21 protein-coding genes are annotated in these 24,226 nt (G+C 60.1%); 12 read left to right on the top strand and 9 right to left on the bottom strand.

The annotated features are described in order from the left end of the window. The first annotated feature begins 183 nt into the window (after positions 1 to 183). Both EKA13_RS00785 and EKA13_RS00780 read left to right on the top strand, forming a co-directional pair. Positions 184 to 2,361 (top strand): putative bifunctional diguanylate cyclase/phosphodiesterase, encoded by a 2,178-nt coding sequence (locus EKA13_RS00785; RefSeq protein ID WP_065757630.1) that lies wholly within the window; start codon positions 184 to 186, stop codon positions 2,359 to 2,361. Positions 2,362 to 2,500: 139 nt separating this feature from the next. Continuing rightward, on the top strand, positions 2,501 to 3,187 hold the full coding sequence (locus EKA13_RS00780) for a GNAT family N-acetyltransferase (protein WP_065757629.1): 687 nt from the start codon (positions 2,501 to 2,503) through the stop codon (positions 3,185 to 3,187). A gap of 10 nt (positions 3,188 to 3,197) precedes the next feature. Here the strand turns inward: EKA13_RS00780 and EKA13_RS00775 are convergent, their stop codons facing one another. Next, positions 3,198 to 6,098, bottom strand: coding sequence for an HD domain-containing phosphohydrolase (locus tag EKA13_RS00775; RefSeq protein ID WP_065757628.1), 2,901 nt, complete (start codon positions 6,096 to 6,098; stop codon positions 3,198 to 3,200). Between the two features lie 188 nt (positions 6,099 to 6,286). Between EKA13_RS00775 and EKA13_RS00770 the strand changes: the two genes are divergently transcribed. Both EKA13_RS00770 and EKA13_RS00765 read left to right on the top strand, forming a co-directional pair. After that, positions 6,287 to 7,474 (top strand): NnrS family protein, encoded by a 1,188-nt coding sequence (locus tag EKA13_RS00770; RefSeq protein WP_065757627.1) that lies wholly within the window; start codon positions 6,287 to 6,289, stop codon positions 7,472 to 7,474. 10 nt (positions 7,475 to 7,484) lie between these two features. Next, positions 7,485 to 7,925, top strand: a complete 441-nt coding sequence (locus EKA13_RS00765; RefSeq protein WP_065757626.1) for a CopD family copper resistance protein — start codon at positions 7,485 to 7,487, stop codon at positions 7,923 to 7,925. A gap of 32 nt (positions 7,926 to 7,957) precedes the next feature. Here EKA13_RS00765 and EKA13_RS00760 read toward each other — a convergent pair whose 3' ends face one another. The 5 genes from EKA13_RS00760 to EKA13_RS00740 form a co-directional block, all read right to left on the bottom strand. Continuing rightward, entirely contained in the window at positions 7,958 to 9,094 is a 1,137-nt protein-coding gene (locus EKA13_RS00760) for a cytochrome-c peroxidase (protein ID WP_065757625.1), read from the bottom strand. Between the two features lie 29 nt (positions 9,095 to 9,123). After that, positions 9,124 to 11,883: a TonB-dependent receptor plug domain-containing protein gene (locus EKA13_RS00755; protein ID WP_245704285.1), complete on the bottom strand. Its 2,760-nt coding sequence runs from the start codon at positions 11,881 to 11,883 to the stop codon at positions 9,124 to 9,126. Positions 11,884 to 12,113: 230 nt separating this feature from the next. After that, the gene (locus EKA13_RS00750; RefSeq protein ID WP_083199710.1) at positions 12,114 to 13,157 is read right to left on the bottom strand and encodes a FecR family protein; all 1,044 of its coding nucleotides are present in this window, start codon (positions 13,155 to 13,157) and stop codon (positions 12,114 to 12,116) included. 23 nt (positions 13,158 to 13,180) lie between these two features. Beyond that, positions 13,181 to 13,687, bottom strand: coding sequence for a sigma-70 family RNA polymerase sigma factor (locus tag EKA13_RS00745; RefSeq protein ID WP_176717381.1), 507 nt, complete (start codon positions 13,685 to 13,687; stop codon positions 13,181 to 13,183). 250 nt (positions 13,688 to 13,937) lie between these two features. Beyond that, positions 13,938 to 14,222: a hypothetical protein gene (locus EKA13_RS00740; RefSeq protein WP_065757623.1), complete on the bottom strand. Its 285-nt coding sequence runs from the start codon at positions 14,220 to 14,222 to the stop codon at positions 13,938 to 13,940. Between the two features lie 244 nt (positions 14,223 to 14,466). Here EKA13_RS00740 and EKA13_RS00735 point away from each other — a divergent pair, with 244 nt between their 5' ends. The 3 genes from EKA13_RS00735 to EKA13_RS00725 all read left to right on the top strand — a co-directional run bounded on the left by EKA13_RS00735 (position 14,467) and on the right by EKA13_RS00725 (position 15,762). Continuing rightward, a complete protein-coding gene (locus EKA13_RS00735) occupies positions 14,467 to 14,679 on the top strand; it encodes a glycine zipper 2TM domain-containing protein (protein ID WP_065757622.1) in 213 nt (70 codons plus the stop codon). 43 nt (positions 14,680 to 14,722) lie between these two features. Beyond that, positions 14,723 to 15,172 (top strand): hypothetical protein, encoded by a 450-nt coding sequence (locus EKA13_RS00730; RefSeq protein WP_065757621.1) that lies wholly within the window; start codon positions 14,723 to 14,725, stop codon positions 15,170 to 15,172. 128 nt (positions 15,173 to 15,300) lie between these two features. Next, positions 15,301 to 15,762 carry a hypothetical protein gene (locus EKA13_RS00725; RefSeq protein ID WP_065757620.1) on the top strand — a complete coding sequence of 154 codons (462 nt, stop codon included), beginning with the start codon at positions 15,301 to 15,303 and terminating at the stop codon, positions 15,760 to 15,762. Positions 15,763 to 15,834: 72 nt separating this feature from the next. Here the strand turns inward: EKA13_RS00725 and EKA13_RS00720 are convergent, their stop codons facing one another. Next, positions 15,835 to 16,812, bottom strand: a complete 978-nt coding sequence (locus EKA13_RS00720) for a DMT family transporter (protein ID WP_065757619.1) — start codon at positions 16,810 to 16,812, stop codon at positions 15,835 to 15,837. Further along, a complete protein-coding gene (locus EKA13_RS00715; RefSeq protein WP_083199713.1) occupies positions 16,809 to 17,384 on the bottom strand; it encodes a TetR/AcrR family transcriptional regulator in 576 nt (191 codons plus the stop codon). Before EKA13_RS00715 ends, EKA13_RS00720 begins: the two co-directional genes overlap by 4 nt. Positions 17,385 to 18,261: 877 nt before the next feature. Between EKA13_RS00715 and EKA13_RS00710 the strand changes: the two genes are divergently transcribed. Together EKA13_RS00710 and EKA13_RS00700 are read left to right on the top strand one after the other, a co-directional pair. Further along, positions 18,262 to 18,543: a DUF3303 domain-containing protein gene (locus EKA13_RS00710; RefSeq protein ID WP_065757618.1), complete on the top strand. Its 282-nt coding sequence runs from the start codon at positions 18,262 to 18,264 to the stop codon at positions 18,541 to 18,543. Between the two features lie 372 nt (positions 18,544 to 18,915). Next, positions 18,916 to 19,389 (top strand): NIL domain-containing protein, encoded by a 474-nt coding sequence (locus EKA13_RS00700; RefSeq protein ID WP_065757617.1) that lies wholly within the window; start codon positions 18,916 to 18,918, stop codon positions 19,387 to 19,389. Positions 19,390 to 19,496: 107 nt separating this feature from the next. On the opposite strand, the gene EKA13_RS00695 is transcribed toward EKA13_RS00700, so the two are convergent. After that, complete coding sequence (locus EKA13_RS00695) at positions 19,497 to 20,594, bottom strand: sigma-54 interaction domain-containing protein (protein WP_065757616.1); 1,098 nt, start codon at positions 20,592 to 20,594, stop codon at positions 19,497 to 19,499. Positions 20,595 to 21,144: 550 nt separating this feature from the next. On the opposite strand from EKA13_RS00695, the gene ssuD reads away from it, so the two are divergent. From ssuD to EKA13_RS00680, 3 genes are all read left to right on the top strand, one after another. Then, positions 21,145 to 22,299, top strand: coding sequence for an FMNH2-dependent alkanesulfonate monooxygenase (gene ssuD / locus EKA13_RS00690; protein WP_065757615.1), 1,155 nt, complete (start codon positions 21,145 to 21,147; stop codon positions 22,297 to 22,299). A gap of 117 nt (positions 22,300 to 22,416) precedes the next feature. Further along, positions 22,417 to 23,607 (top strand): MFS transporter, encoded by a 1,191-nt coding sequence (locus tag EKA13_RS00685; protein ID WP_065757614.1) that lies wholly within the window; start codon positions 22,417 to 22,419, stop codon positions 23,605 to 23,607. A 134-nt stretch (positions 23,608 to 23,741) separates the two neighbouring features. Next, on the top strand, positions 23,742 to 24,212 hold the full coding sequence (locus EKA13_RS00680) for a DUF2271 domain-containing protein (RefSeq protein ID WP_065757613.1): 471 nt from the start codon (positions 23,742 to 23,744) through the stop codon (positions 24,210 to 24,212). Positions 24,213 to 24,226: the final 14 nt, after the last annotated feature.

Raw genomic sequence — 24,226 nt, 5'->3', positions numbered from 1 at the left:
TAACCCGCCGGGTTGTCGCAATGTTGGGACGTACGTGCCTTGATTTACGCGGCTTCAGGGCCTTGAAGGACACCAGTAAACCCATTTTAAATATGGTTTTAGCTCAGGCCGCCTTATACAATGGCGACCGCCCGCAGCTGACGGTATCCATGCTGCTATCGGAAACACAGCCTGATTGTGCCTATGACCTATCCGAGCAGTTCTTCTCCGACACTCCCCGCTACAGACCGTCAGCCTCGCGACAGTAACCACCTGATCATGGTCGTTGTTCTCGGGTTGGTGCTGCTTGCCGTATGGCTTGCGCCGGCTGCGGTTCAAGTCAGTGCCGGCTGGTTTCCGGTTGCGTTGCATTCGATTTGTGAAATCTTTGCCATTACCGTTGCGGTGCTGGTATTCGCGGTGACCTGGCACAGCTATCGGCCAGGGCAGCCCAGTAACCTGTTGTTGCTCGGCTGTGCGTTCCTCTCAATTGCGCTGCTTGATCTGGCACATGTGCTGTCCTATAGGGGCATGCCAGTGTTCGTTACGCTTTCATCTCCCGAAAAAGCGATCAATTTCTGGCTGGTATCGCGCGTACTGACCGCAGGCACGTTGTTGCTGATCTCCATCCGTTCCTGGCGCCCACTGACTAGTAGCACGCCGCGCTTGCCCATGCTGCTCGCGGCATTGGTGATGGTGGCGGTGATTTACGTGCTCGGCCTGTTTTTCCCCGATGTCTGGCCGCACACCTTCGTTGAGGGCATGGGCCTGACGCCCTTCAAGATCGCAATGGAGTGGGCCATCATTGGCGTGCTGGCCATCGCTTCCGTGTGTTTCTGGCGCGCTCGGCGCAGCCTTGCCTATGACGCCAATGGCCTGTTGGCTGCTGCACTGATTTCCATTCTTTCGGAGCTTTGCTTCACCGCCTATCACAACGTCAACGAGCTCTACAGCCTGACCGGGCACCTCTATAAGGTTCTCTCGTACTGCCTGATCTACCGCATTGTGTTTGTCTCAAGTGTGCGCGAACCCTACGAGCGTCTTGCTGTAGAAATCGCCGACCGCCAGGCTGCCGAGAAGCGCATCGAGGTCATGTCGTTCTACGATACGCTGACCGGCCTGCCTAATCTGGCATTGCTGCAAGACCGGACGCTTCAGGCACTGGTCAGTATGCGCGGTGACGATAACCCGGTTGTCTTGCTGTTTCTGGATGTTGATGCATTCAAGCTGGTCAACGATTCCCTGGGCCATGCCCACGGCGACAAACTGCTGCGAGCGATAGGTGAGCGCTTGCGTGAAGGGTTGCCGGCGACGGCTACCGTGTGTCGTTATGGGGGCGACGAATTCGCTGTGCTGCTGACCGGCACGACGAATGCCGATGACATTGCCAGCGTTCCGCAAACTATCCTGGACCTGCTGGCCGCACCCTTCCAGATTGGCGGGCAAGCGATTGCCGCGTCGGTGTCCATTGGCGTTGCCGTGGCGCCCCACGATGGTGACGCACCGGCTGAATTGCTGCGTAACGCAGAAACAGCCATGTACAAGGCCAAGCAGGCTGGCCGCAAGACCTGGCGCTTCTACAGCGCTGCCATGAACCTGGAGGTCAGTGAGCGCCTGCAACTGCTCAACAGCCTGCGCCAGGCTATCGACCAGCATGAGCTGACGCTGCATTACCAGTTGCAGTTCGAGCTTGGCAGCGGTCGTATTGTCGGTGCCGAAGCGCTGGTACGCTGGGAGCATCCAACCCAAGGGCTGATCTCGCCAGACCGTTTCATTACTGCGGCTGAAGAAAGCGGGTTGATCGTGCCAATGGGCGACTGGATTATCCAGCAGGCCTGTCGGCAGGCCGCACAATGGCGGGCCAGTGGGCTGGATATTCCAAGGGTCGCGGTCAACCTGTCGCCCGTGCAACTGCACCACCATTCGCTGGAAGCGGTAATCAAGCAGGCGCTGAGCGATGCCGGCTTGCCAGCGTCGGCACTGGAGCTGGAACTGACGGAGTCGAGCCTGATCGAAGACACCGAGCAGGTGCTGGCGACGCTGATCAGCCTTAAATCCTATGGCATCAAGCTGTCTATCGACGATTTCGGCACCGGCTATTCCTCGCTGGCGTACTTGCGTCGGCTGCCGGTAGACACGCTCAAGATCGACCAGTCCTTTGTGCGCGGTATGACCAGCGCCGCCGATGGCCACGCCATCGTCGAAGCGATCATCCAGATGGCGCGCTCGCTGGGGCTGGAAACCCTGGCCGAAGGCATCGAAGATCAATGCACCGCCGACGAACTGCTGCGGCTGGGCTGCGAGCTGGGCCAGGGGTACCTGTTGGCACGCCCGGTGCCAGCGACAGTGATACCGGCACTGGCAGGGCGCCTGCGCGGTTGAGCGCGGTTTTGCTCTGGTACCCCCTCATCATCGGTGAGCCGTGTAGCAGGCCAGCGGCGTAAAGACGGGTTATCATGTCGGCGCCCAGCGCCAACGTCTCAGGCCATGGGCATGCCTTAGTCCCGGAGTTCGAAACGCAATGTTCACTGTCACCCGCCTTGAAAGCCCACCCCCCGAGGCGATCAGAAGCCAGATCATGCAGATGGTCGTCGATTACGTCACGGACATCAGCGCGGTGGCCATTGCGCCGAGCAACCCGCTCTACCGGCTTTACCAATACGGCGTTGGCTACGAGGTTCATCTTTATCTAGAGGCGATGGACGGTTCCAGGGGAATGCCTGTCGAGCTGATCGTGGCCCTGGATGCCGACGACCCGGCAACGGTTGTCGGCTTTCTGCTGTACCTGCCCGCGACGGGTGATCCCGAGGCGTGCTCGGTCGCCTATATGGCCGTGCCGCTCAGCCACCGGCGTCAGGGGATTGCCCGGGCGATGGTGCAGGCCATGCTGAGTCGCTACCCACATGCCGAGCTGGCGTGCTTTACCGCTAAAGTGCCGTGCTTTGAGTCGATGGGGTTTCAGGTCATCGGCGTGCGTGGCCCGCAAGTACTGATGAACACCCGTGACCACAGCACCCACGGGCATGTGGCGGTGCTGGATGTAGCGCCGATTTACCGTTCCGTGGAGGTACGCCAGATACACACCTATCTGCTCCAGCAACAGGGCAAGAAAGCGATGGTGGAAGCGGAAAAGCAGCGTGACCGGCACCTCGATCAACTGACCCGTCAGGCGCGTGCCTTTGTGCAGCAGGCCGGGATATCCGTATAAACGCAAGCGGCTACAGGTAGGCGGCAATATCCACCTCGTCGATCAGCGCCGGGGGCATGTAGCGCTCGGCGTATTGACGATAGATACCCGAGCGCAGGAACAACGCGAACAGCTCAGCGTCGATGTGCTGATCCTTGCGCATGAAGCCCATGATCCTGATCGCCTCGGACAGGGTCTTGCCCTGTTTGTAGGGGCGGTCGACGGCGGTGAGCGCCTCAAAGATATCGGCAATCGCCATCATCCTGGCAGGCACACTCATCTGCTCGCGTGTCAGGCCCTTGGGGTAGCCGGTACCGTCCATTTTCTCGTGATGGCCACCGGCGATCTCCGGCACGCGCCGCAGGTGCCTTGGGAACGGCAGCTTCTCCAGCATGATCAGGGTCTGGATGATGTGTTCGTTGATCTTGTAGCGTTCTTCCTCGACAAGGGTGCCTCGGCCAATGCTGAGGTTGTAGAGCTCGCCGCGGTTGTACAGATGTTCGGGCACCTTGACCTTGAAGCCCCAAGGGTTGTCGGCAGGCATCTGTTCGCGCGGCCCGCGAGGGAAAATGTGTTCGGGTTTGTCGGCCAGTAGTGGCTCGTCGACGGGCATTGCCGGCTCCGGGCTGAGGTTCTTGCGCGCTTTCTCCTCATGGGAAATGCCAAGGCGATCGGAAAGGGTACGCCGCCAGGTGCGCGCGGCGATGCGCTGTAGCCGCTCGACCCGCTCCGGGGCCATGAACTCGCCGCCTTCATTGCACTGGGCAACGAAGGCGAATTCCTCGTCCAGCTCATGCAACTGCTCAGCCAGTGTGGCCTGCAGCAAATCGCTATCGCCACCCGCCGCGATTGCCTGCCAGCAGGCCAGTTCTGCGTCGCGCTTGAGCACTTCAAAGCGCATGCGTATTTCATGGATACGATCGTGCAGGGTTTCCAGTTTGGTCGCCTTGTCCACCACGTACTCCGGTGTCGTGACTTTGCCGCAGTCGTGCAGCCAGGCGGCAATGTGCAGTTCCTCCCACTGTTCTTCAGTCAGGTTGAAGGTAGCGAAAGGCCCGCTGCGTTCGGCACAGGCGGCGCGTGCGAGCATCTTGGTCAGCTCAGGCACACGTTGGCAGTGCCCGCCGGTGTAGGGGCTCTTGGCATCAATGGCCCCGGCGATCAACTGAATGAAGGCTTCCAGCAGAACCTTCTGCTCATCGATCAGGCGCTGGGTGTTCAGCGCCACCGCCGAGGTTGTGGACAGTGCCTCGACAAAGGCCATCAATTCCGGGCTCAGCGGGTGATGCTGCTCGTCGACCAGCAGCGCCAGTGCGCCAAGCAGATCGCCTGCCCGGCTCTTCAGCGGCAGTACCCACAATGACAAGGGCTGATCGATGTTGCTGAACGGCGGAAAGTTGCGCTGCAACTCATCAGCCGACACTGCGCAGGGTGTGGCCGTGCGCATGGCCCGTACCAAAGGATGATCATGGGCCACGGCAAGCTCGATATCACTGCCAGGCGCTGCGTCGAACGGGCTGTTTCGGCAGTGAATACGGGCCAGTTGCAGACGAGTGGCATCAGCATCTGCCAGGTAGATCAGGCTGACCTCGGCGCTGGTGATCTCCTGCATTTCACGTACCAGATGGGCCAGCAGCCGCTGGAAGTTGGTCTCGCTGGAGAGGGCAATCGATAACTCAAGGAAGCGGTGAATGGTGTTTTTCATGCTGCCCATGGCGCGAGACAGGTCGACCACCTCGGCAATCTGCGACTCTACCTCGAGGGGCTCGTCGAAGTTGAAGTGCTCGATTTTTTCTGCTTCGGCGGTCAAGGCTTGCAGGGGTTTGGACGCCAGGCGCGCCATGGCCAGGGCCATCAGTACGCCAAGGACCAGCAAGGCCAAGGCAATCAGCATGCCGCGGTTGCGCAGTGCGATGGCGTCAGCCAGCAGCTCACGATAGGGCGCCGCCATCAACAGTGTCAGGGTCTGCCCGCCGACCGTGGGCAGGGCAATGCGGATGCCTTGCCAGTCGTCGCCAGCAGCCTGAAAGCTCAGGCCGTCCTCTGTGCGCTCGTTCAGTGTGCTGACCAGGCGTTGCAGTATCGGCGCCTGCAACTCATCCAGGCGGGGCAAGCGCAGTTTGCCAGCGCCGTCATCAAGCATCTGCGGTGCACCTTTTTGCCAGCTGAGCACTTCGCCCATGGCGTTGAGCAGGGCGATGCGGCTGTCCGGGGTGGCTTTAAGCTCCAGCATCAGTGCGTTCAGCGAGCTTAGGGTGATGTCTGCCCCCGCAACGCCGCTGCCGTTCTCGGTGGGGTGTGCAAAGGACACGCCGGGCTGTCCAGTGGAGAAAAACACGTACGGATCGGTGACGTAGAGATCACCGCGCTGTTTAGCGGCGATAAACCACTGACGGCCGCGTGGGTCGTAGCGGTAGTCCGGCCGTGCCCGTCGCTCTATCACCTGAAAGTCCGGACCGATGAACAGATGCTCACCCAAAGGCTGACCGTCGATCACCTGAATACTCTGCACGATCCAGCGTGTCCCGGCGGGAGGGTTGAACAGTGGAACCAATGCGGCTTCATTGCGCCACGGACGAATCATGAAAAAATCACCGGTGTCGTAGCCCATGTACAGCGAAGTCAATGCGGGCTGACTATCCAGGGCGGCGGCCAGAAACTGCAGGCTATCCAAGCGTGCCTCGAGCGTCTGCGCACGCATCAGGCGCTGATGGGCCAGTAATGACACCGTACTCACCGTGGGTCGGTAGAGGGCGTCCAGTTCGGAAATGGCGAGCTGACGGACCAGTTCAAAGTGTTTTTTCGCGCCACTGACCATCTGTTCGCGGCTCTGCAGAAACTGATAGCCATTGCTGATGATGGCGAAGGTCAGCAGCAGGCCAACGAACAGGTAGGCAATGTGGACATAAAGTGGAATTCGACGCGATGGCATCGCACGCTTCCCTGTCAGCGATAGGAGATTGGACTATAGGCGCTGATGATCAAGGTTGCCGCCATATCGCATAGAACAAGGTGAGCAGGTGGCGAAATCTGTGGATCAATGCTTGATGTCTGTCATGACGACATGGGCATAGAGCTGCGAGACTGAGGTGGATGAACGGCCTGCCTCCCGGAGAAACCATGCAGATTCTCGATAAACGCCAGGCCATGAGCACGTGGCCATTATTGCGCCTGGGTTTTCGGCCCTTTTTTCTGCTTGGCAGTACCTTGGCCGCCCTGGCCGTACCCCTCTGGGTTTTCGCCTTGCTGGGGGATGGCATTACAGCGCAGCCCCTGGGCGGTTGGCTGGCGTGGCATCGACATGAACTGGTCTTCGGTTTTGCCGGCGCGATCATTGCCGGTTTTCTGCTGACTGCGGTACAGACCTGGACGGGGCGCCCCGGCCTGTCTGGCAAGCCCCTCGGCGTGCTGGTGGTGATCTGGTTGGCGGCTCGGCTGGCATGGTGGACGGGTTCACCACCGTTGCTGATGACGGCCAACCTGATGTTCTTTGCCTGTGTGGCCTTGGTCATGGCGCATCAGCTGTGGGCGGTACGGCAAACCCGTAACTATCCGATTGTGGCGGTCCTGGTGTTGCTGTTGGGGGCCGACCTGTTGACGCAGCTCGGGCTGCAGCAGGCAAACGACGGTTGGCAGCGCCAAGGCGTCTGGGCGGCAGTCTGGCTGGTCGCCGCCATGATGGGGTTGATTGGCGGGCGGGTGATTCCATTCTTTACCCAACGGGGGCTCGGGCGTGCGGCTGCCGTTCAGCCTTGGGCCTGGCTGGACTGGGCGTTGCTGATTGTCACGGTTTCGCTGGCGATCTTGTATGCGTCGGGGCTTGCGCTGCAGGTGCACGCCTGGCTGGGGCTGGTCTTTATTGCCTTGGCCGCGGGGCATGGTATTCGTCTGTTGCGCTGGTTTGATCGTGGCCTGCTGAAGGAGCCGTTGTTGTGGTCACTGCATGTGGCGTATGCCTGGTTGGCAATGGCCTGCTTTGGCATGGCGCTCTGGCATTTCGGCCTGCTCGGCAGTGTAAGCCTGGCGTTGCATACGTTCACGGTCGGCGCCTTGGGCGGGCTGGTCCTGGCCATGTTGGCGCGTGTCTCGCTGGGGCACACCGGGCGTCCTCTGGTGCTGCCACAGGGGTTTGCCTGGGCATTCGTATTGCTCAACCTGGGCAGCCTGTTTCGCGTATTGGCGGTCAGTTTCTGGCACCAGCCGGCACTTTGGCTGGCGGCTGCCTGCTGGGCGGGGGCGTTTGCCCAGTACCTTTTCTGCTATGCGCCCATGCTCTGGCGCACGCGTGCTGATGGTCACCCAGGCTGATGGAGACGCTATGAGTTACCTGTTGTTGAAGTTTATCCACCTGACGGTGGCAGCCTTTTTCATTGGCGGTGTTTTTTTTGAGGTGATGATCCTCAGTCGGGTGACCCGACAACTGGAGCAGGCCCCGCGCGAGCAGTTGTCCAAAGCCTTGGGCCTGCGTGCGCGCAGTGTCATGCGCTGGGTGATACCGGTGCTTTACGGTGCAGGCCTGGGGTTGGCCTGGCAGTATCGCGCGGTGCTGCACAATCCCTTGGGCAGCAGCCTCGGGACCATGATGGCGCTGAAAATCGGCCTGGCCCTGAGTATCCTCGTGCAGTTCATCGGCGTGGTGTACCTGATGCGCACCGGCCGCATGACCGCATCACGATCACGGTGGCTCCATCTCAGCGTGCTGTTGCACATGCTCGGCATCCTGTTTCTGGCCAAGGCCATGTTCCTGCTGAACGTGTGATGCCTGGCCGCAGGTCTGGTCAAACGCTGGTTTTACAGCGTTTCGAGAAAACGCATCAGTGCCCGGCGTTCATCCATGTCCAGCCCCAGCGGCTTCAGGCGATCACTGGTCTTGGGAAACAGCGGATCATTTTTCTGTTGCTCGGCCGGTCGTGGTCGAGGCATGCCGCTGTTGTACAGGGCGATGGTGCCCTCCAGGTTGACGAACAGACCATTGTGCATCCACGGTGCGGTCTTGCTGAGCAGGCGCAGTGACGGTGTGCGGAAGGCACCGACATCGTCGACGTTGCCAGTCACTTCGTAGCGTCCGAGGTCTTGATACTTGCGGCCGTAATAGGTCAGCCCCAGGTTGTGGAACTGATCGTCGCTCAGGCTCGGGCCGAAGTGGCAGTTCATGCAGCGAGCCTGGGTACGGAACAGGTGCAGGCCATGCAATTGCTCGTCGCTCATGCGTTGTGGTCGACCGCGCAGGAGTTGCTCGAACGCGGTATTGCGGGTAGCGGTCACCAGTGTGCGCTGGTAGGTGGCGAGTGCCTGCGCAATGCGTTCGGCCGTGACCGGGCCTTTACTGGCGAATGCCTGATCAAAGAGGCCGGGGTACTCGGCGTCAGCGCTCAGGCGTGAGAGCAGTTCGTCGGTGCTGAACGCCATCTCGACGTGGTCGTTGATGGGACGTAGTGCCTGAGCCTCAAGGCTGGTGCTGCGACCGTCCCAGAACAGGTGCCGGGTAAAGCCGCTCATCACCACGCTGGGGGCGTTGCGCCGACCGTTTTGACGGTCGTGGCCGAAGGAAACCCGGCGTCCGTCTGCAAATGCCTCGTCGGGTTCGTGGCAGGAGGCGCAGGCAATCTGGCCGGAGCGGGACAGTTTCGGGTCGTTGAACAGACGCTCACCCAAGGCCGCTTTGGCTTGGGTGTAGGGGTTCTCGGGCGGGGAGGAGGCCCGTTCAGGCAAGGGGCCCATTTCTTCCCAGGGCACGTCCGGGTCAATCTGCGGCGCGGGCCATTGCGCGACAGGTTGACGGTACAGCTGGCCGATACAGGTTTGATAGGCGCGCAGTGTTCCTGCCAGGGCTTCGCAGGGTTCGGCGGCACCAGCTATGTTGGCAGCCAGCGGCAAGGCCATAAGCCAGGCCGCAGTCAGGAAGGTGCGCCTGAGCGGTCGCTTCATGTCAAATGGGCGTCCATCTGCAGGTGCGTTCAAAACCGGTACCCCACTTCAACCATGAACTGGCGGCCCACCTCGTAAGTGGCAATGTCGTCACTGTCCGTGTTGCTGACAATGGCTTTATCCAGCAGGTTGCTCACGTCCAGATTGACGAACAGTGCCTGATCCTTGGCAGTAGGCAGTTCCCAGGCCAGTCGGGTGTCCCAGGTCAGTGCGGCGGCGTAATCGGTTTCTTCCCAGACGCGTACCTGCTGGCCGTTGTAATCGACCGTTTCACCGGTACCGGCAATGCGCCGGTAGCCATCGCGGTAACGCAGGAAGTTGCCCCATTTCAGGTTAAGTTGGGGGATCTCAGTGAGGGTAGTCAGGCGTACGGTCCAGGGCCGGTTGTAGTTCTCGGCAGGGCGGTCCGAATAGTTCATGAACGTGCCCTGGTACTGAATGATGGGATCGTCGACATACAGCAGGCCAATGCTGGTGGTGTAATCGGACAACCCTGAGCTTTGCACTTCGGTCCAGTCGAGCGCCAACTGGCCGCTGCTGCGTGTACCCCACAAGGCGAAGTCGCGCAGCGGGGTGATGGTCAGGGTGTAGATATCGGACTCGCTCTCACCGCCGTTGTAATAGGTGAAGTAGTTGCGGGCCAGCACCTGGGTATCGGTACTGGGTTGACCAATCTGGGCGCCCCAGGCCCGTGAAATCTGGTCATGGCCTTTGCGGTTGACGTACTTCAGCGCGAACTCGGTGTTCCACTGGATGTGTGTCAGGCCCAGGGTCAGCTCATCGTCGTAGGGTACATCCAGTTCGTTGAATTTGGCGCCGTTGGCCACGCGGGACGTGTACACCCAGTCCGACGTTTGGCTGGCACGTGTGTAGTTGCTCTGCAGGGCCGCAATGCCGTCGCGCAGTCTATAGGCGGAAAGGTTGCGCCCGTAATAACGGTTGGCACCGCCGGTGAGTCGGGTCTGACCGTCGCCAAATACGTCCAGTTCCACCGCCAGGCGAGGGGCAACCGTGGTCGTATTCATGTAGTCATCGGCGTCGACACGTACGCCAGGCCTGACTTTCAAGCGCCCCCAGCGCATGTCGTCCTGAAGGAAGACTGCCCAGGCGCGGGTATCGAAGTCAATTTTGCCTTGGGTGACGGTTTTGGTTTTTGCGTACTGCCCATCCCAGCCGTTGACGGTCTTGCCGATCGAGCACAGCGGGTCGTCGCCAACACAGGTCGAGGTCTTGGTCATCCCTGAAACGGCGTAGCTGGTATAGGGCGAAGAGCGGTCATAGGCTGTTGAACTGTGTGACAGCTCCAGGCCGGTTTGCAGCGTGTGCTCAAGGCTAAAGGTGCGGAAGCTGTTCCAGTCGGCCTTGAGCTTGTAGCTCAGGTTTTTCTGTTCCTGCTCGATGTCACCCAGGCCACCTTCACTGGCTGTGGTCGAGTTGCTCCAGTTCTTGGTGGTCGAAGAGCGCCAGGCGATGAGGTAGTCAGACTCGGATGAGCGAGAGTTTTCCAGTTGGCTCCAGCTCAGGTTCTGCTCGACCCTGGCCAGCGGGGCATTCCATACCAAGCGTGCTGCGATGCTTTCGCCGCCTGCCGTGGTGTTCCTGGCCGAATACAAGGCATTGTTGCCATAGGTATGCGCGGTTTCCGGCGCGTGGGTCAGGTTGACGTCCAGGCCCCAGTCATCGTTGATCTGCCAGACCGACTTCAAGAAGTAGTTGTCGATGCGGCGTGTCTGCTCGTGCGCCTCATTGGCTTGAGCCGAGTTGTGGCTCAAGGCAAAGGTGCGGGTCGGGATGGTGGAGTCCTTGCGCGAGAAACCGCCCATCAAGCCAAACGTGTCGGTCAGGTGACCTTCCAGCGTGGCGCGGGTGATGACTTTGTCGAACTCCGGCTGATTGCCTGTGCCATATCCTGCCTCGAACTCATCCAGGTCCGGGTCGTCCTTGTCCAGGTGATAACGGGTCCAGGACGAGCGGGTCATTTGAGTCGACACTTTGCCGTGCAGTTCCTTGCTGGGGTTACGGGTATTGGCCTCAATCACCCCGCCATTGAAACCGCCATAGGCGGCCGGCACGTTGCTGTCATAAACCTTGATCTCATCCAGCAGATCAGTGTCCAGTGCCAGCCCCTGGCTGCGCCCCTCAACCTGGTCATAACTGTTGGTTGTCGAACCAGGGTCGATATCGTTGTTTATGCTCATGCCATCGACCACAAACAGGTTCTGCCAGTAACGGGCGCCGTTGATACTGACGTTGGCCGGGCTGATCTCTCCGGGGCTTTTGCCCGAGAGCTGGCCGTCGTCGAACTGCACGCTGGGATTGGTTCGTAGCAGGCTGGTGATGTCGCCGTTACCGCTGGGCAGTGATTCGATGGTTCGTCGGTCGATGGTCCTGTCCGCCTGATACTCAGCGGCCTGGCCATTGACGCGGGTGCTGTCCAACTGCAGCACATCGACCGCATCGCGCCTATGGATCGAGACGGCGTTGTCTGCGCTGTGTTGCCAGGCAAGGTTACTGTCGGTGAGCAGTTGCGCCAGTGCCTGTTCCAGGCTGATTTGGCCCTTGACTCTCCCTGAGGATAGCCCTTGCAGCAATGCGCTTTCGACGCTGACCTGCACGCCCGACTGTTGGGCAAACAGCATCAGCGCGTTGCCCAGTGAGCCGGCAGGTATGTCGAACGAATAGGTGCGGTATGCCGAGGGTGCCAGCAGCTCCGTGGTGGCCGCTGTGGGCGCGCTGTGCGCCAGGTATGGCAGCGTCATCAGCAGGGCGAGCACACTGGATTTGGGCAAGAAAGACTGCGGCGTAGAGGAGACAGAGCGCTTCGAGCGGGACATTCGTGTACCTGTGACGTGAAATTCAGGCTCGCTAATGCGAATGGTTTTCAGTAGCCTTCAGGTTAATGACGCTCGACCTTTCGTAATTTCCAGAAATAAATAAAAAAATCGCCGATTCGATGAAGCGGCGATTGTCAGGCTCAGGCTCAGGCTCAGGCTTGGCGCAGCGAGGGGAGTGCACCGACTCAGTCGGCGCCGGACACCATCAGTACGTAGGGGCTCAACGTTGTCACATGGCCGCCCAAGGGGGCGATGGCTGCCTGCAACGCTTGCCGTGGCGAGCGCAGGTCGAGCGCGGCGGTGATCCGGCGTTTGCCCAGCGCCTCGTCGTTGAGGACGATCAGCCCAGGTTGGTAAGGACGCAAGCGTGCAACGACGTCGCTCACTGGCTGATCGATCACCAACATCTGCCAGTGGCGCCAGGCCGCAATCTGCTCCACGGGGATGGAGGTGCGTTGAATACTCTGGTCCTGACGCAAGAAGCTGATGCGCTGGCCTGGCTTGAGCGGTTCCAGTGTGGCGCCATGACCACGTTGGTCTTCGACATTGACCGAGCCGTTTGCCACGCTCACATCAATGGTGTCGGGCGACACCTCGACGGCAAAGGCGGTGCCGGTGACGGTGACGGTTATCGCCTCGGCGGATACCTGGAACACGCGCTGAGGCTGGGACTTGACGGAAAAGAACGCTTGCCCGCGCAGTAAGGTTACCTGGCGTTTATCGGCGCTGAACTGGACATCGATAGCGCTGCCGCTGTCCAGTTCCACCACGCTGCCATCGCTCAGGATGACCTGGCGGTGCTCGCCGACAGGACTGCTGTAGTCGGCAGTGTTGCCTTGCCAGTCGGGGAGCACCAACAGCATCGCACAGGCGGCCACGGCGCCACTGACGACCATGCGGCGCAGCCAGCGACGTCGTGCGCCTGGTGGGGTGATCGGCGCAGGCAAAGGGCAATCGAGCAGGGGGCTGCTCATCAATTGCCCGCTTATCCGCCAGACTTTCTCGGCCTTGCGATAGGCTCGCAAATGCGCAGGGGACGCCTCAAGCCAGGCCTGCAGCTCATCGTGCAAGGCTTGGTCGGCAGGGTTTTCCTGCACGCGCAGGAACCAGTCCAGCGCCGTTTCCCAGACTGGATCCCCAGGACGACTGTTCACCGCCGCGGGTGTTTCGGCGCGAGGCTCAAGCACGGGCGTTGCAGGTCGTGTGGGCAACACCTGCTGCAATGGCATGCAGGCGTACCGCTGGCGTGTTGTCAGTCATCGCTCAATTGCTCCGCGCAGTAGGTGAGGGCGTCCCGAACGAGTTGATGGGCCAGGCTCAAGGAAATGCCCAGGCGTTGTGCGATGTCCTTGAAGGTCATGCCGTGCAAGCGGTGCATGACAAACGCTTGGCGAGATCGCTCGGGTAATTGGGCCAAGGCATTTTGAAGCTGCTGCAACTCATCGCTGTAGAGGGCTTCGCATTCTGGCGAAGGATTTTCAGAAGGCAACCCTTCGAGCTCGTCCTCGCTGGCCGGGTGACGGTTTTCCCGGGAGAGGCGCCGATTCAGGTCAAGGGCGAGGTTACGCACAATACGGTAGAGGTAACCCACGGGCTGAGCCAAGGGTGTTCGATCGGCGTTGATGTCATTGAAGCGCAGCCAGGCCTCTTGAACCACGTCTTCAGCCTTGGACCGACAGCCCACGATTGGCGACGCATACTCCACCAGCGCCTTGCGGTGTGAGAGGTAAAGTTCAAGTTTTTGACGGTGTTCTGACACAACGACCACGCTCGTTAAACACGATGACTGCCCGATCAGGCGTGGCGATAGTAGTCGTGTTGATAATCATTATCAAATATGATTTTGACGGATGATGTCTACAGGCTTCGCGGTCGAGCGTACGGGGCAGCGAGTGCCTGAGCCTTGCTGCCACCGTTGTTGCAGGAACGTCACAGTCTGGCTCGACACCCGTGTGAGCCGGATACCCTGACGAAACGAGGCATCCGGCCAACGGTTGCCACCTGCATTGCTAGGCGAATGATTGACCGTGGAATCCCCTTGGAAGTCGCTGACGACCGGGCATCGCCGCGAGTTTTGCCCGCCAGTCCGCGCGCCAGTCATTGATGGCGTGAGCCCCCTTTGCGTGCCGTGCGGAACGGCGCGTGGCGTTACGCAGGTCTCTGCGGGCTGCCTTGAAGGCATCGGTGTTACGGCAACTGCGGCATTTCACCTTTGAAAGCTCAAGTGTGGCGCTGAGGTTGTCGCCGTGATGGCCGCAGGCGAGATGCCCGGCGACCTTGAAATGAATGACCATGGTGTACGTCCTTTGTCGTGAGTGCAGGGCAGGGCTTTTGCTCGCGCTACGCCTCGGAGCCAATCGGAACGCGGTGTCGAACCGGCACCGTGTCGTTCCGTTTCCTGAGTCTGAGGGATTGGCGACACAGGGTCTGTTCGCTGAAACACATAGGCCTACGTGTACTAGCGCACAGACGCTGGCGGACGGGCACGCGCATGCTGGGTCATAGGTAGATCCCTGCCAGTTCTCCTCGGAGAACAGTATGAGCACCTTGCACAGATTCACGTATAGCGCCTTGATGGTGGGTTTGCTCGTCAGCCTGAGTGGCTGTCCGAGCATGTCGACACAGGGGCGTAACACGGCCATTGGCGCGGGCATTGGCGCTGTCGGTGGTGCCGTTTTGACCGGGGGCAGCACCATGGGCACTGTCGGCGGCGCCGCGATTGGCGGAATCATCGGCCACGAAGCCAAGTAGTTGTCACCCCTATGCGCGCTAGCGCATCAAGGAGCACGCCATCATGATATTCACTCATAAACTGACAGGTTCAAGGCTTGCCTTGGCGCTGCTGCTCGGGCTGTCTTCAGCGATGCTGTACGCGACGACTGAAGAAACAGTCGATAGCTCGGCGGTACAACTGGAACCTCAGGAGCAGAACGGAATCCGCTACCTCAGCGGAGGCATTGGCCTGGACGAGTCGACGGCCCTTCAGCAGACGAAGGGCTATAACCTGCACCTGACCTTTTCAACGGGGCCCGCTAACCAGTACGTCAGCAATGTCGATCTGGTGATTCAGACTGAACGTGGCAAGCCTGTACTGTCGCTGAGTCAGGTAGGGCCGCTGGTGTATGTACAGTTGCCGGCAGACAAATACCTTGTGATTGCCCGCACTGATGGCCGTGAACAGCGGCGCAGCATTGCGCTCGCCGGCGCGTCAACCGGCACGGTTAACTTCCACTGGAGTGAGTAGCGCAGGGTCAGCTATCGCGAAGCGTCCGCGCTGTGCCCTTGAGACCGTAGGTCCAGCCGTAGGGGGAGGGTCGATCTGTCGCGCTAGACTTCAATCCTAAGACCACGCTAAATGACAGTGGAGCCCTTATGAGAACCGCCCTCGTTCCCTGTGTAGCAACGCTCCTCTCGCTGTTTTGCCTTGGCGCCACGGCCGAGACCGTCACACCGCTCAAGGGCCAGTCCCCGGAGACTGTCCAGCAGGACATCAGCGCCTGCCAGGCACAGGCTGGCAGCGCCAGCAGCACCAACACTACGCAATCGGGTGGTCGTGCCCGTGGTGCCGCTACCGGCGCGGTCGCGGGGGCGGCGGTTGCCGGGGCGCGTATGCGTCAGCATGACGAGGTGTATGACCGGGTCGACGATGATGTAAAGCAAGACTACCGGCAGAACCAGGCCAAGAATGCCGCGGTGGCCGGGATGGCGGTCGGTGGATCGCGGCAGCGCCAGGACCGGCGCCAAGACCGGCGCAATGCGGACCAGAACAGCGCCAGTACATCCTCTGCCTACAGCACGTGCATGCAGCAGCGCGGCTATCAAGTGACACCGTAAGCCTGAAGCGTCAGTGCCCCGCCAAATCAAACCAAAGTGGACACATGCAATGCCCATATCGGCACGGTCGCATTAGTTTTGGCCAAGATCAGTTATCCCGCCATGCGTCGCGAGGCGTGTTTGCCTGCGATAAAAGGCGTGAATAGCCCACACCACCCCTACGAATAACAATCCTGTCCCAACTGCTTCCATAGGAGAGGGCCATCGTTGGTCAATGAGAAGGCCCATCGTAGTTGCATAAATGGTTCCGCTGGCGATCAATTGCCCGCTTAGAGCTAGAGGTAGGCGCCGCGTTGCAATTGACCACGCCCAGGCACCTGCAAGGGTGGCACCTACTCCCTGAATTAACCCACATACGATTAGCGCCTGAGTACCTGCTAACCCGTTCGGATGGCTAGCGAAGTGGGAGAGTTTCAAGTACAGCCCAACTGGGATGAAGGCCAGCATTTCGACGCTGCACATGAAGATCAGCATGGCTGACCACAACATGGGCGACATGCGTGGGCGTTGAGCCAAAGCACTTTCATTCAGCAGGCCAAAACCTGTCCAAAATCCAATGGCCATTAACGATGCGAGCAGCCCGAGCAGTATCGAATTGGTCGGGAGCGCCACCTTTGCGGCGCTGAAATCAAACACGCTCAAGTTGACCAAACTGATGCCCAAAGCCGCGACCAGCAGCGGCCCGGCAATGGCGCGCCAGGGCACGCTGGAACTTCGCATGTTGCCGGCAATCGCGAGCACGATCGGTACTGACCCCATCATTACCGGAGGGATCACCGGCCCAGCTGCCAAGACCGCAGTGGTGATCAGAAAGAAGTAGCCGATGTAGCCCAAGAAGCCCAGCAATGCGGCAATGGCCCAGTCGCTCAGTTGCAATTGCCGCACTTCGCTACGGTAAACAAACAGCACGAGCAGGCTACCTAAACCGGCAAAGGCATAGCTCACCACGGCCAGATCAAACAGGCTGTAATCGCCGACCAAACTCGGAAAGATATAGAGCAGCGACCATGAAAAAGTAGCGGCAATGGCTGCTAACAAGCCTAGGATCATACGCTCTGCTCCTGCTGGCCCTGCTGCTTCCGGATCCAGCAATGAGCTACGTGCCGGGCAGTGTCGAATACCCGCACGTCCTGGCCCATGGCGCCGCTGACAAAACTGCCCTCCAGCAAGACAAACAGCCCCTCAGCAACTACGTCAGGGTCGCTTATACCGGCGCTCATGGCCAAGGCAGTAAGATTTTCGCGTATCCCTTGCTTGTGTCTACTGACTGCCAAATGCACAGGGTGGCTAAACTGCGGGAATTCAGCCGCACTGTTGACGAACAGGCACCCACGCTCGCTATCTTGCAAAAGAAAGCGTTGATACAAATCGAAAAACGCGAGCATGCCACTGACCGGCTCAGGATGCCCTGCCAAGGTGCGCGCTACCTCTTCGCGCCAGCGTCGGTCACGTTCTTCAAGGCAAGCCACTATCAGCGCATCCTTGGAAGGGAAATGGCTGTAGAGCGTCATCTTGGTAACACCCGCCATCGCGGCAATGGCCATCACCCCCGTCATGTATATACCTTGTGACAGAAACAGCTTCATCGCCGCGTCAATCAAGCGCTCACGGGTATTGTCCAATTTAAGGTGCTCCGGCATAGGGATGGCGTTGACTATACTGACCGGTAAGATCGAGGCGCATCCAAATACGACCTGAATCACGGCCGTTACGACACTGGCCGCAGCATGCCTGCGCAGCGGTAAATCGCAGGATTGGCCAATCAGAAAATTCGCTACGCGAGTTCCTTGCTTTGCAACCAGCAAAAGTGCGGCCATCGACAGTACCTCGCCGGTAGGCCGCCCGGCGCCCCCGCCAAAGGTAATCGGCATCTTCTGCCGTGATGACTTCGGTATGCGGAATGCTGGTCAGTAATAGATCTTGGGTCGCTTGTGGCACCTCCATGCGTTCAATCGTTGTGAATCACAGGGTAAGGCCAAATTGCTGTTTCCCCCCAGGGCTCGCAGATGTGTCGGGCTGAGCCTCTAGCCCGAAGCCTGTATTGATTTGAGGCGGGCAGTTGGGCCTCTCAACACCAGGTGTGACTGGACGTCCAGACGCTGCCTGCCTCAAGCACTGAGCCACTGTTCGACCTGGTAACGGGACGTGCTGGTCAATGACACGCCCCACCTGTCGCGCTGATTACAACCTTGGTATCCCAATACTTGTCGTCAGAGTGTACTCGCAAGCCATGCGCTGTACGCTCCACAAGCATTCAGCGCTCGGGTGGCAGAAGCAAAGCACGCTGGAGCTGCCAGCGCTGCGGCGTGGAAAGAGGATCAGTGGTCGTACGGTCAATGCTCGCGGCTGCTATGCCTTCACAAGGGAGCAGTGTTTCAGTTCACTCAGGAGCAATGTACAAACTGTACAAACTGTACAAACCGCAGCGTATCCGGGTTGTTATACAGGCTCGGTGCGCGAACCGAAAAACAGGTGCCAATCCCTGGCAGGAGGTGGCCGATGTTATTCATTGTCAGCTGGTCAATTTCGTCGGAACGTCGTAACGCGGCAATCGAGCGGTTTCTCAAGACGGGAGGCGCTCCACCCGCAGGTGTGACCCTGCTGGGGCGCTGGCATGCCATCGGGCGCATGACCGGTGTCGGCATCGCAGAAGCCAGCGATGCCGCGTTGATGCAAAAGTGGGCACTTGAATGGACCGACCTCATGAGCATGGAGATCCACCCTGCACTGACCGATGAGCAGGCGGCGCCGTTACTCGCCGCAGTGATCGCCAACAAATAGCCCGTGACGGGCACGATGCCGCTGGCAAAGGTACCGTTGGGTCGCTGAAATCCAGCGATCCCTTTGCCGGTTGACACGGCGCCTAGCCTGACCGTTGGCCAGAATCGCCAGGCCCACCATACCGGCACTCATCACCGGGCCGAAGGCCACACGGTACAACCCCCATTCCTGCATCTGCGAAGGGGCGGCCTTTTGGGAATCTTTAAGCGGGTATCGCTTTTGTTTATCGCGGGGTTCTGCTGCGTAACGTGCCGGTGATCCCTGGCGAACTGTTCGCCAGGCAACAGACACCCAACACTTTGTTGCTTTTTACACTGCTTGGATTTCAATAATAATCATAAGTTACTGAAATATAAGGATAAAAATACTGGCATGGTTCCTGCGCTGCCTCATCAAAAGGCCGCCGAAGGTGGTGGCCGAGTATTGATCACTCACGAAATGGAAGTCATCCGGGCGATCTGCGACCGGGTGGTCGTGCTGGAGCGTGGAGAGGTGGTGGAGCAGGGCGAGGTCTGGCAACTGTTCGGTGACCCACAGCATGAGATCACCCGTACCCTGCTGGGCCATCAGCTCAGTGACGTACCTGCCGATCTGCAACAGCGGTTGCACGCCGGGCCGGGGGCCGTGACGGATGAACGGTTGTTGAGCCTGCAGTTCAGCGGCCACCGGCACGAAGTGGACCTGCTGGCGATTGCCCGGGCTCTGGGGCCCCAGAGCCGTTTGCTGCACGGTGGTGTCGAGCGTATTCAGGGGCGCGCCCAAGGGCGCTTGCTGGTCGGCGTGCCGGTTCAGGGCGATGCCGAGGCGCTGATCGCAAAAGCGGCGACGCTGGCCGACCGTGTGTAGTTGCTGGGGTACCTCGCGCCACGCTGAAGAGGCTTGCGCTATTGAAGCTGAAAAGCCCGGGGCTGTCGATGGGGTAGTCTCGGGCTTCTTTATATTGATCACGGTGTTCAGATCGAGAGGTTGAATGCCCGGGTACCGGTCTCGCGCTGTACGGGTTGGCGCTTATTGACCACCAGCTCGCCGCTTTTGATCAGCATTGCCCGGGTGATGTTGCGGCTCAGGCCAAGCAGGTTGGCGGTGTGCACCTGGTTGTAGTGGGAGAAACGGTAGGCGGCGCGCAGCAACAGCGCTTCGACCCGCTCATGCAGTGCACCGCTTTCCTCTTCGAACAGTTTCTGGAAGGCCTGTTCCAGCAGGGCTTCGGCGCTGTCGTTGTGGTTACTGCTCTCCTGGCGCTCTATGCGCAAATTGGACAAGTGCAGGTCATGGGCGCGTATCAGGTTGTCACGGCAGATCAGCAACGTGTGGTGAATGACGTTTTCCAGCTCGCGAATGTTGCCTGGCCAGGAATAGTTCACCAGTTTCTGCTGAGCCTCGGCATCCATCACAATCTCGCCGTAGCCGAGGCGTCTGCTGTACTCGGCAATGAAGTGGCGAATCAGCGGCAGGATATCGCCTGGTCGTTCACGCAGAGGGTTGAGTTCCAGGCTGACGACGTTCAGGCGGTAGTAGAGATCCTCGCGGAAATGCCCGGCATTGATCGCTTTTTCCAGTTGCACGTTGGTGGCGGCCAGTACCCGCACATTGATCGGGATGCTCTTGCGTGAGCCCAGGCGCACCACTTCCCGCTCCTGCAACACGCGCAACAGTTTGACCTGGATGGGCATTGGCAAGTCGCCGATCTCGTCAAGGAACAGCGTGCCGCCGTTGGCCTCTTCAAACCAGCCGGCCTTGGCGCTCAAGGCGCCGGTGAAGGCGCCTTTCTCGTGGCCGAACAACTCGGCTTCCACCAGCGTTTCAGAGAAGGCGCCGCAGTTCACCGCGATAAACGGCTTGTTGCGCCGGGCACTGAGGTTGTGCAGGTGACGCGCCACCAACTCCTTGCCGGTACCGGTTTCACCAATGATCAACACGCTGGCGTCACTGGGCGCGATCTGTTGCAGGTGCGCCAGCAGCGCTTGCGATTTAGGGTCTTCGAAAACCTGCGCAGTGGCGCGGATCGACGTGGCCAGTGCGGGTGAGGGCGGCAGCGTGAGTAGTTGCATGGTCGGGCCTATGAGTAAAAAGACGGTGTTTGTAGCGCCCCGTTTGGCGCCCAGCCGTTCAGTCGTAGACGGGCTGTTGGGCTGGCAACACTGCTGAGCTGCGTAAGGCACAACAGTATCGGTGTGTGCGGTGTTGAATGTAATTGATCTAACAAACATTAAATAAAGACATTTTAGTTATTAGCTTAAGGCGTTGCCGTGACGTGCCGGGCGGCTCTGGATCGCGGCCTGTGGAATTTTCTGTGGGTTCCCGGTGCAGGTGTTTTCCTGGCAACAGCCAATCAACAGTGTTGTTGGCTGGGCAATAGTTGCCACGCCGTCAGCGGGCTATGAGCGCTGGTCGCTCGGCCGGTTTTCTCTGGCCCGAGAGGCTTTGAGCCAGGCCCGGCGGCAACTGGTACAGCTCTTGCTCACCGCTGTCCCATACAGCCACGTTGCTGCTCAGCGCGCCGCAGAGCGCGCGCAACATACCGACGGCACGGATGCCGCGCGCCTTGCGCCAGAACGGGTTGCCCTGTCAGCCGCGCATTTATTATTGAGGCCTGTACCTATGAGCTTGGAGATTTTCTGGTTTCTACCCACCTCTGGTGACACCCGCTACCTGGGCAAGTCGTCGTCCGGTCGCCCGGCGACCAACGCCTACATGCGCCAGATTGCAGTGACCGCTGAAAGCCTGGGCTACGACGGTTTGTTGATTCCAACCGGCAGCAGTTGCCTGGACCCGTGGGTCACCGCTGCGAGCCTGGTGCCGGTGACCCAGCGGATCAAACTGCTGGTCGCATTGCGCACCTCGGTGAGCGGCCCGACGGTGGCGGCGCGGCAAGCCGCCACCCTCGACCAGGCGCTGAACGGCCGCCTGCTGCTCAATGTCGTACCCGGTGGCGATGCCACTGAGCTGGCGGCAGAGGGCGTTTACCTCGATCACGACCAGCGCTACGAAGCAGCAGACGAATTCCTTACCGTGTGGCGCCAACTGCTGGCCGGCAAGACCCTGGATTTCCAAGGCAAACACGTCAACGTCAAACAGGCTTCGAACGTCTTCCCGCCAGTGCAGACACCCTATCCACCGCTGTACTTCGGTGGCTCCTCGGCAGCCGCCCATGAGCTGGCGGCCAAGCACGTGGATGCTTATCTGACCTGGGGCGAACCGCCGGCCGCGGTGGCCGAAAAAATTGCCGATGTGCGTGAACGTGCGGCGAAATACGGGCGTACAGTGCGTTTTGGCGTGCGTCTGCATGTGATCGTGCGCGAGACCACCGAGCAAGCCTGGGCTGCCGCCGAACGGCTGATCAGCCACCTGGACGACGACACCATTGCCAGCGCCCAGGCCAACTACGCCCGCATGGACTCCGAAGGCCAACGACGCATGGCTGCCTTGCACGGCGGGCGGCGCGACCAACTGGAAGTCAGCCCGAACCTGTGGGCCGGGGTCGGTCTGGTGCGTGGCGGCGCGGGTACGGCATTGGTCGGCGACCCACAAACGGTTGCGGCGCGCTTGCAGGAGTACGCCGAACTGGGTGTCGACAGTTTCGTACTGTCGGGTTACCCGCATTTGGAAGAGTCGATTCGCTTTGCCGAACTGGTGTTCCCGCTGTTGCCTGGGAAAAAGCCGGTGACGCTTGCCGATCAAGTGCTGACGGGTGGCGCTTTCGACGCACGGGCGACGGTAAAACCCACGGTGAACGAGCCGGAGGTCCTGGCGTAATCCCAAACATGACGAGGGCCAAGGCGCAGGAGGCGGGCGGGGCGATCGACTATGCTCTGGTTGCATCCGCGGCGGGTGTGTTCCCGCCGGCCAAGGTCATCGTCAGGGGGCTACTCGATGAACAGGGGGGCCGATCGTTCGCTTCCACGTATCCCGCGAACGGTCTGGACGCTGGGTTTTGTCAGCCTGTTCATGGACCTGTCGTCCGAGCTGGTGCATAGCCTGTTGCCACTGTATCTGGTAGGTGAGCTCGGCATCAGCATCCTGGCGGTAGGCATCATCGAAGGGGTGGCAGAAGCCACCGCCCTGATCGTGAAAGTGTTTTCCGGGGCGTTCAGCGACTTCATCGGGCGGCGCAAGGAATTGTTGTTGCTTGGCTATGGGCTTGCGGCCCTGACCAAGCCACTGTTCCCGCTGGCCAGTTCGGCAGGTGTGGTATTTACCGCACGTATTCTGGACCGGATCGGCAAAGGTATACGCGGGGCGCCACGCGACGCACTGGTCGCCGATGTGGCGCCCGCCGCCATTCGCGGTGCCTGCTTTGGCTTGCGCCAGGCGATGGACACCGTGGGTGCCTTTCTCGGGCCGCTGCTGGCCATTCTGCTGATGACCGTCTTTGCCGGGGCGATTTCGTCGGTTCTGTGGTTTGCCGTGATTCCAGCAGCGCTGGCCGTCGGGTTGTTACTGGTGGGGATCCGCGAGCCTGTCCATGAGGCTGGCGAGCGGCACTTCCGTGCGCCGTTGCGAATGGCCTCGTTGAAGCAGTTTTCCGCCGAGTACTGGTGGGTCGTGGCCATTGGTGCGGTATTTTCACTGGCACGTTTCAGTGAGGCGTTTTTGATCCTGCGTGCGCAGCAGGCAGGTTTCGCGGCCACCTGGGTGCCTGTGGTCATGGTGGTGATGGCGGGTTTCTACATGGTGTCGGCATACCCGGTCGGTAAGTGGTCTGACCGCGTGAGCCGCACGTCGCTGTTGTCCATGAGCCTGGTGTTGCTGATACTGGCGGACGTTGTTCTGGCGCATGCCCAAAGCGCCTGGGCGATGATGGTCGGCGTTGCGCTGTGGGGGCTGCACATGGGCTTTAGCCAGGGCACGCTGGCCACACTGGTCGCCGATACCACGCCCGCCGCTCTGAAAGGCACGGCATTCGGGGTGTTCAACCTGGTCGGTGGGCTGGCCTTGCTGCTGGCGAGTGTGATTGCCGGCTGGCTTTGGCAAGCCTATGGTGCGGCGATGGCGTTCTACGCCGGTGCCGTGTTTTCGGCGCTGTCATTGCTCCTGCTGTTGGGCAAAACGCGCGTTGACTGACCTGGCCCGTACCCGCGCTGTTGGTGCACAAGCACCTTAAGGAACCCTTAAGCACCGCTGAAAGCCTGTTCAGCTTCCATTAAGTAATGGCCGTTATCGTGAAGTCATCTTTTCCTCTGCCTGAGGGCTTCTCGATGAAAAAGGCTGTCTTTTCCCTTGCACTCGCGGGTGTCGCCGCTGCCCCAGCATTTGCTCACGCTCGGGAAGTCACCCTCACCAGCACCTTGCAATCCTATCGGGGCAACGGTGCCTATGTTGCCATTTACCTGACCGATGCTCAGGGCAAGTACGAACGTACCCTGTGGGTGGCCGGCAAGAAGGCCAAGTACTACAAGCATCTGCGTGACTGGGCCCGTGGCAGCGGCCTGAATGCTGCCGAATTCGACGGCGTCAGTGGTGCCAGCGTCGGCAGTGGTGAAACGCTGAAAGTGTCGGTGGACATTGCTGATGCATTGATCGACGCCGGCTATCAAATCCGCATCGATACTGCGGTGGAAGACAAGCGCGAAAACAGCGCCGAAGTTCAGGTGCCGCTGACCCGCGAAGGTTCAGGCAAGGCCACGTCGGGCAACGGTTACGTCGATAGCTTCCGTTACGATCTCTGATACCGGTGAGGTAC

Source organism: Pseudomonas defluvii (assembly GCF_001695625.1).
GTDB lineage: Bacteria > Pseudomonadota > Gammaproteobacteria > Pseudomonadales > Pseudomonadaceae > Aquipseudomonas > Aquipseudomonas defluvii.
The sequence above is the reverse complement of the archived record's forward strand: the minus strand, read 5'-3'. Positions and strand labels throughout refer to the sequence as shown.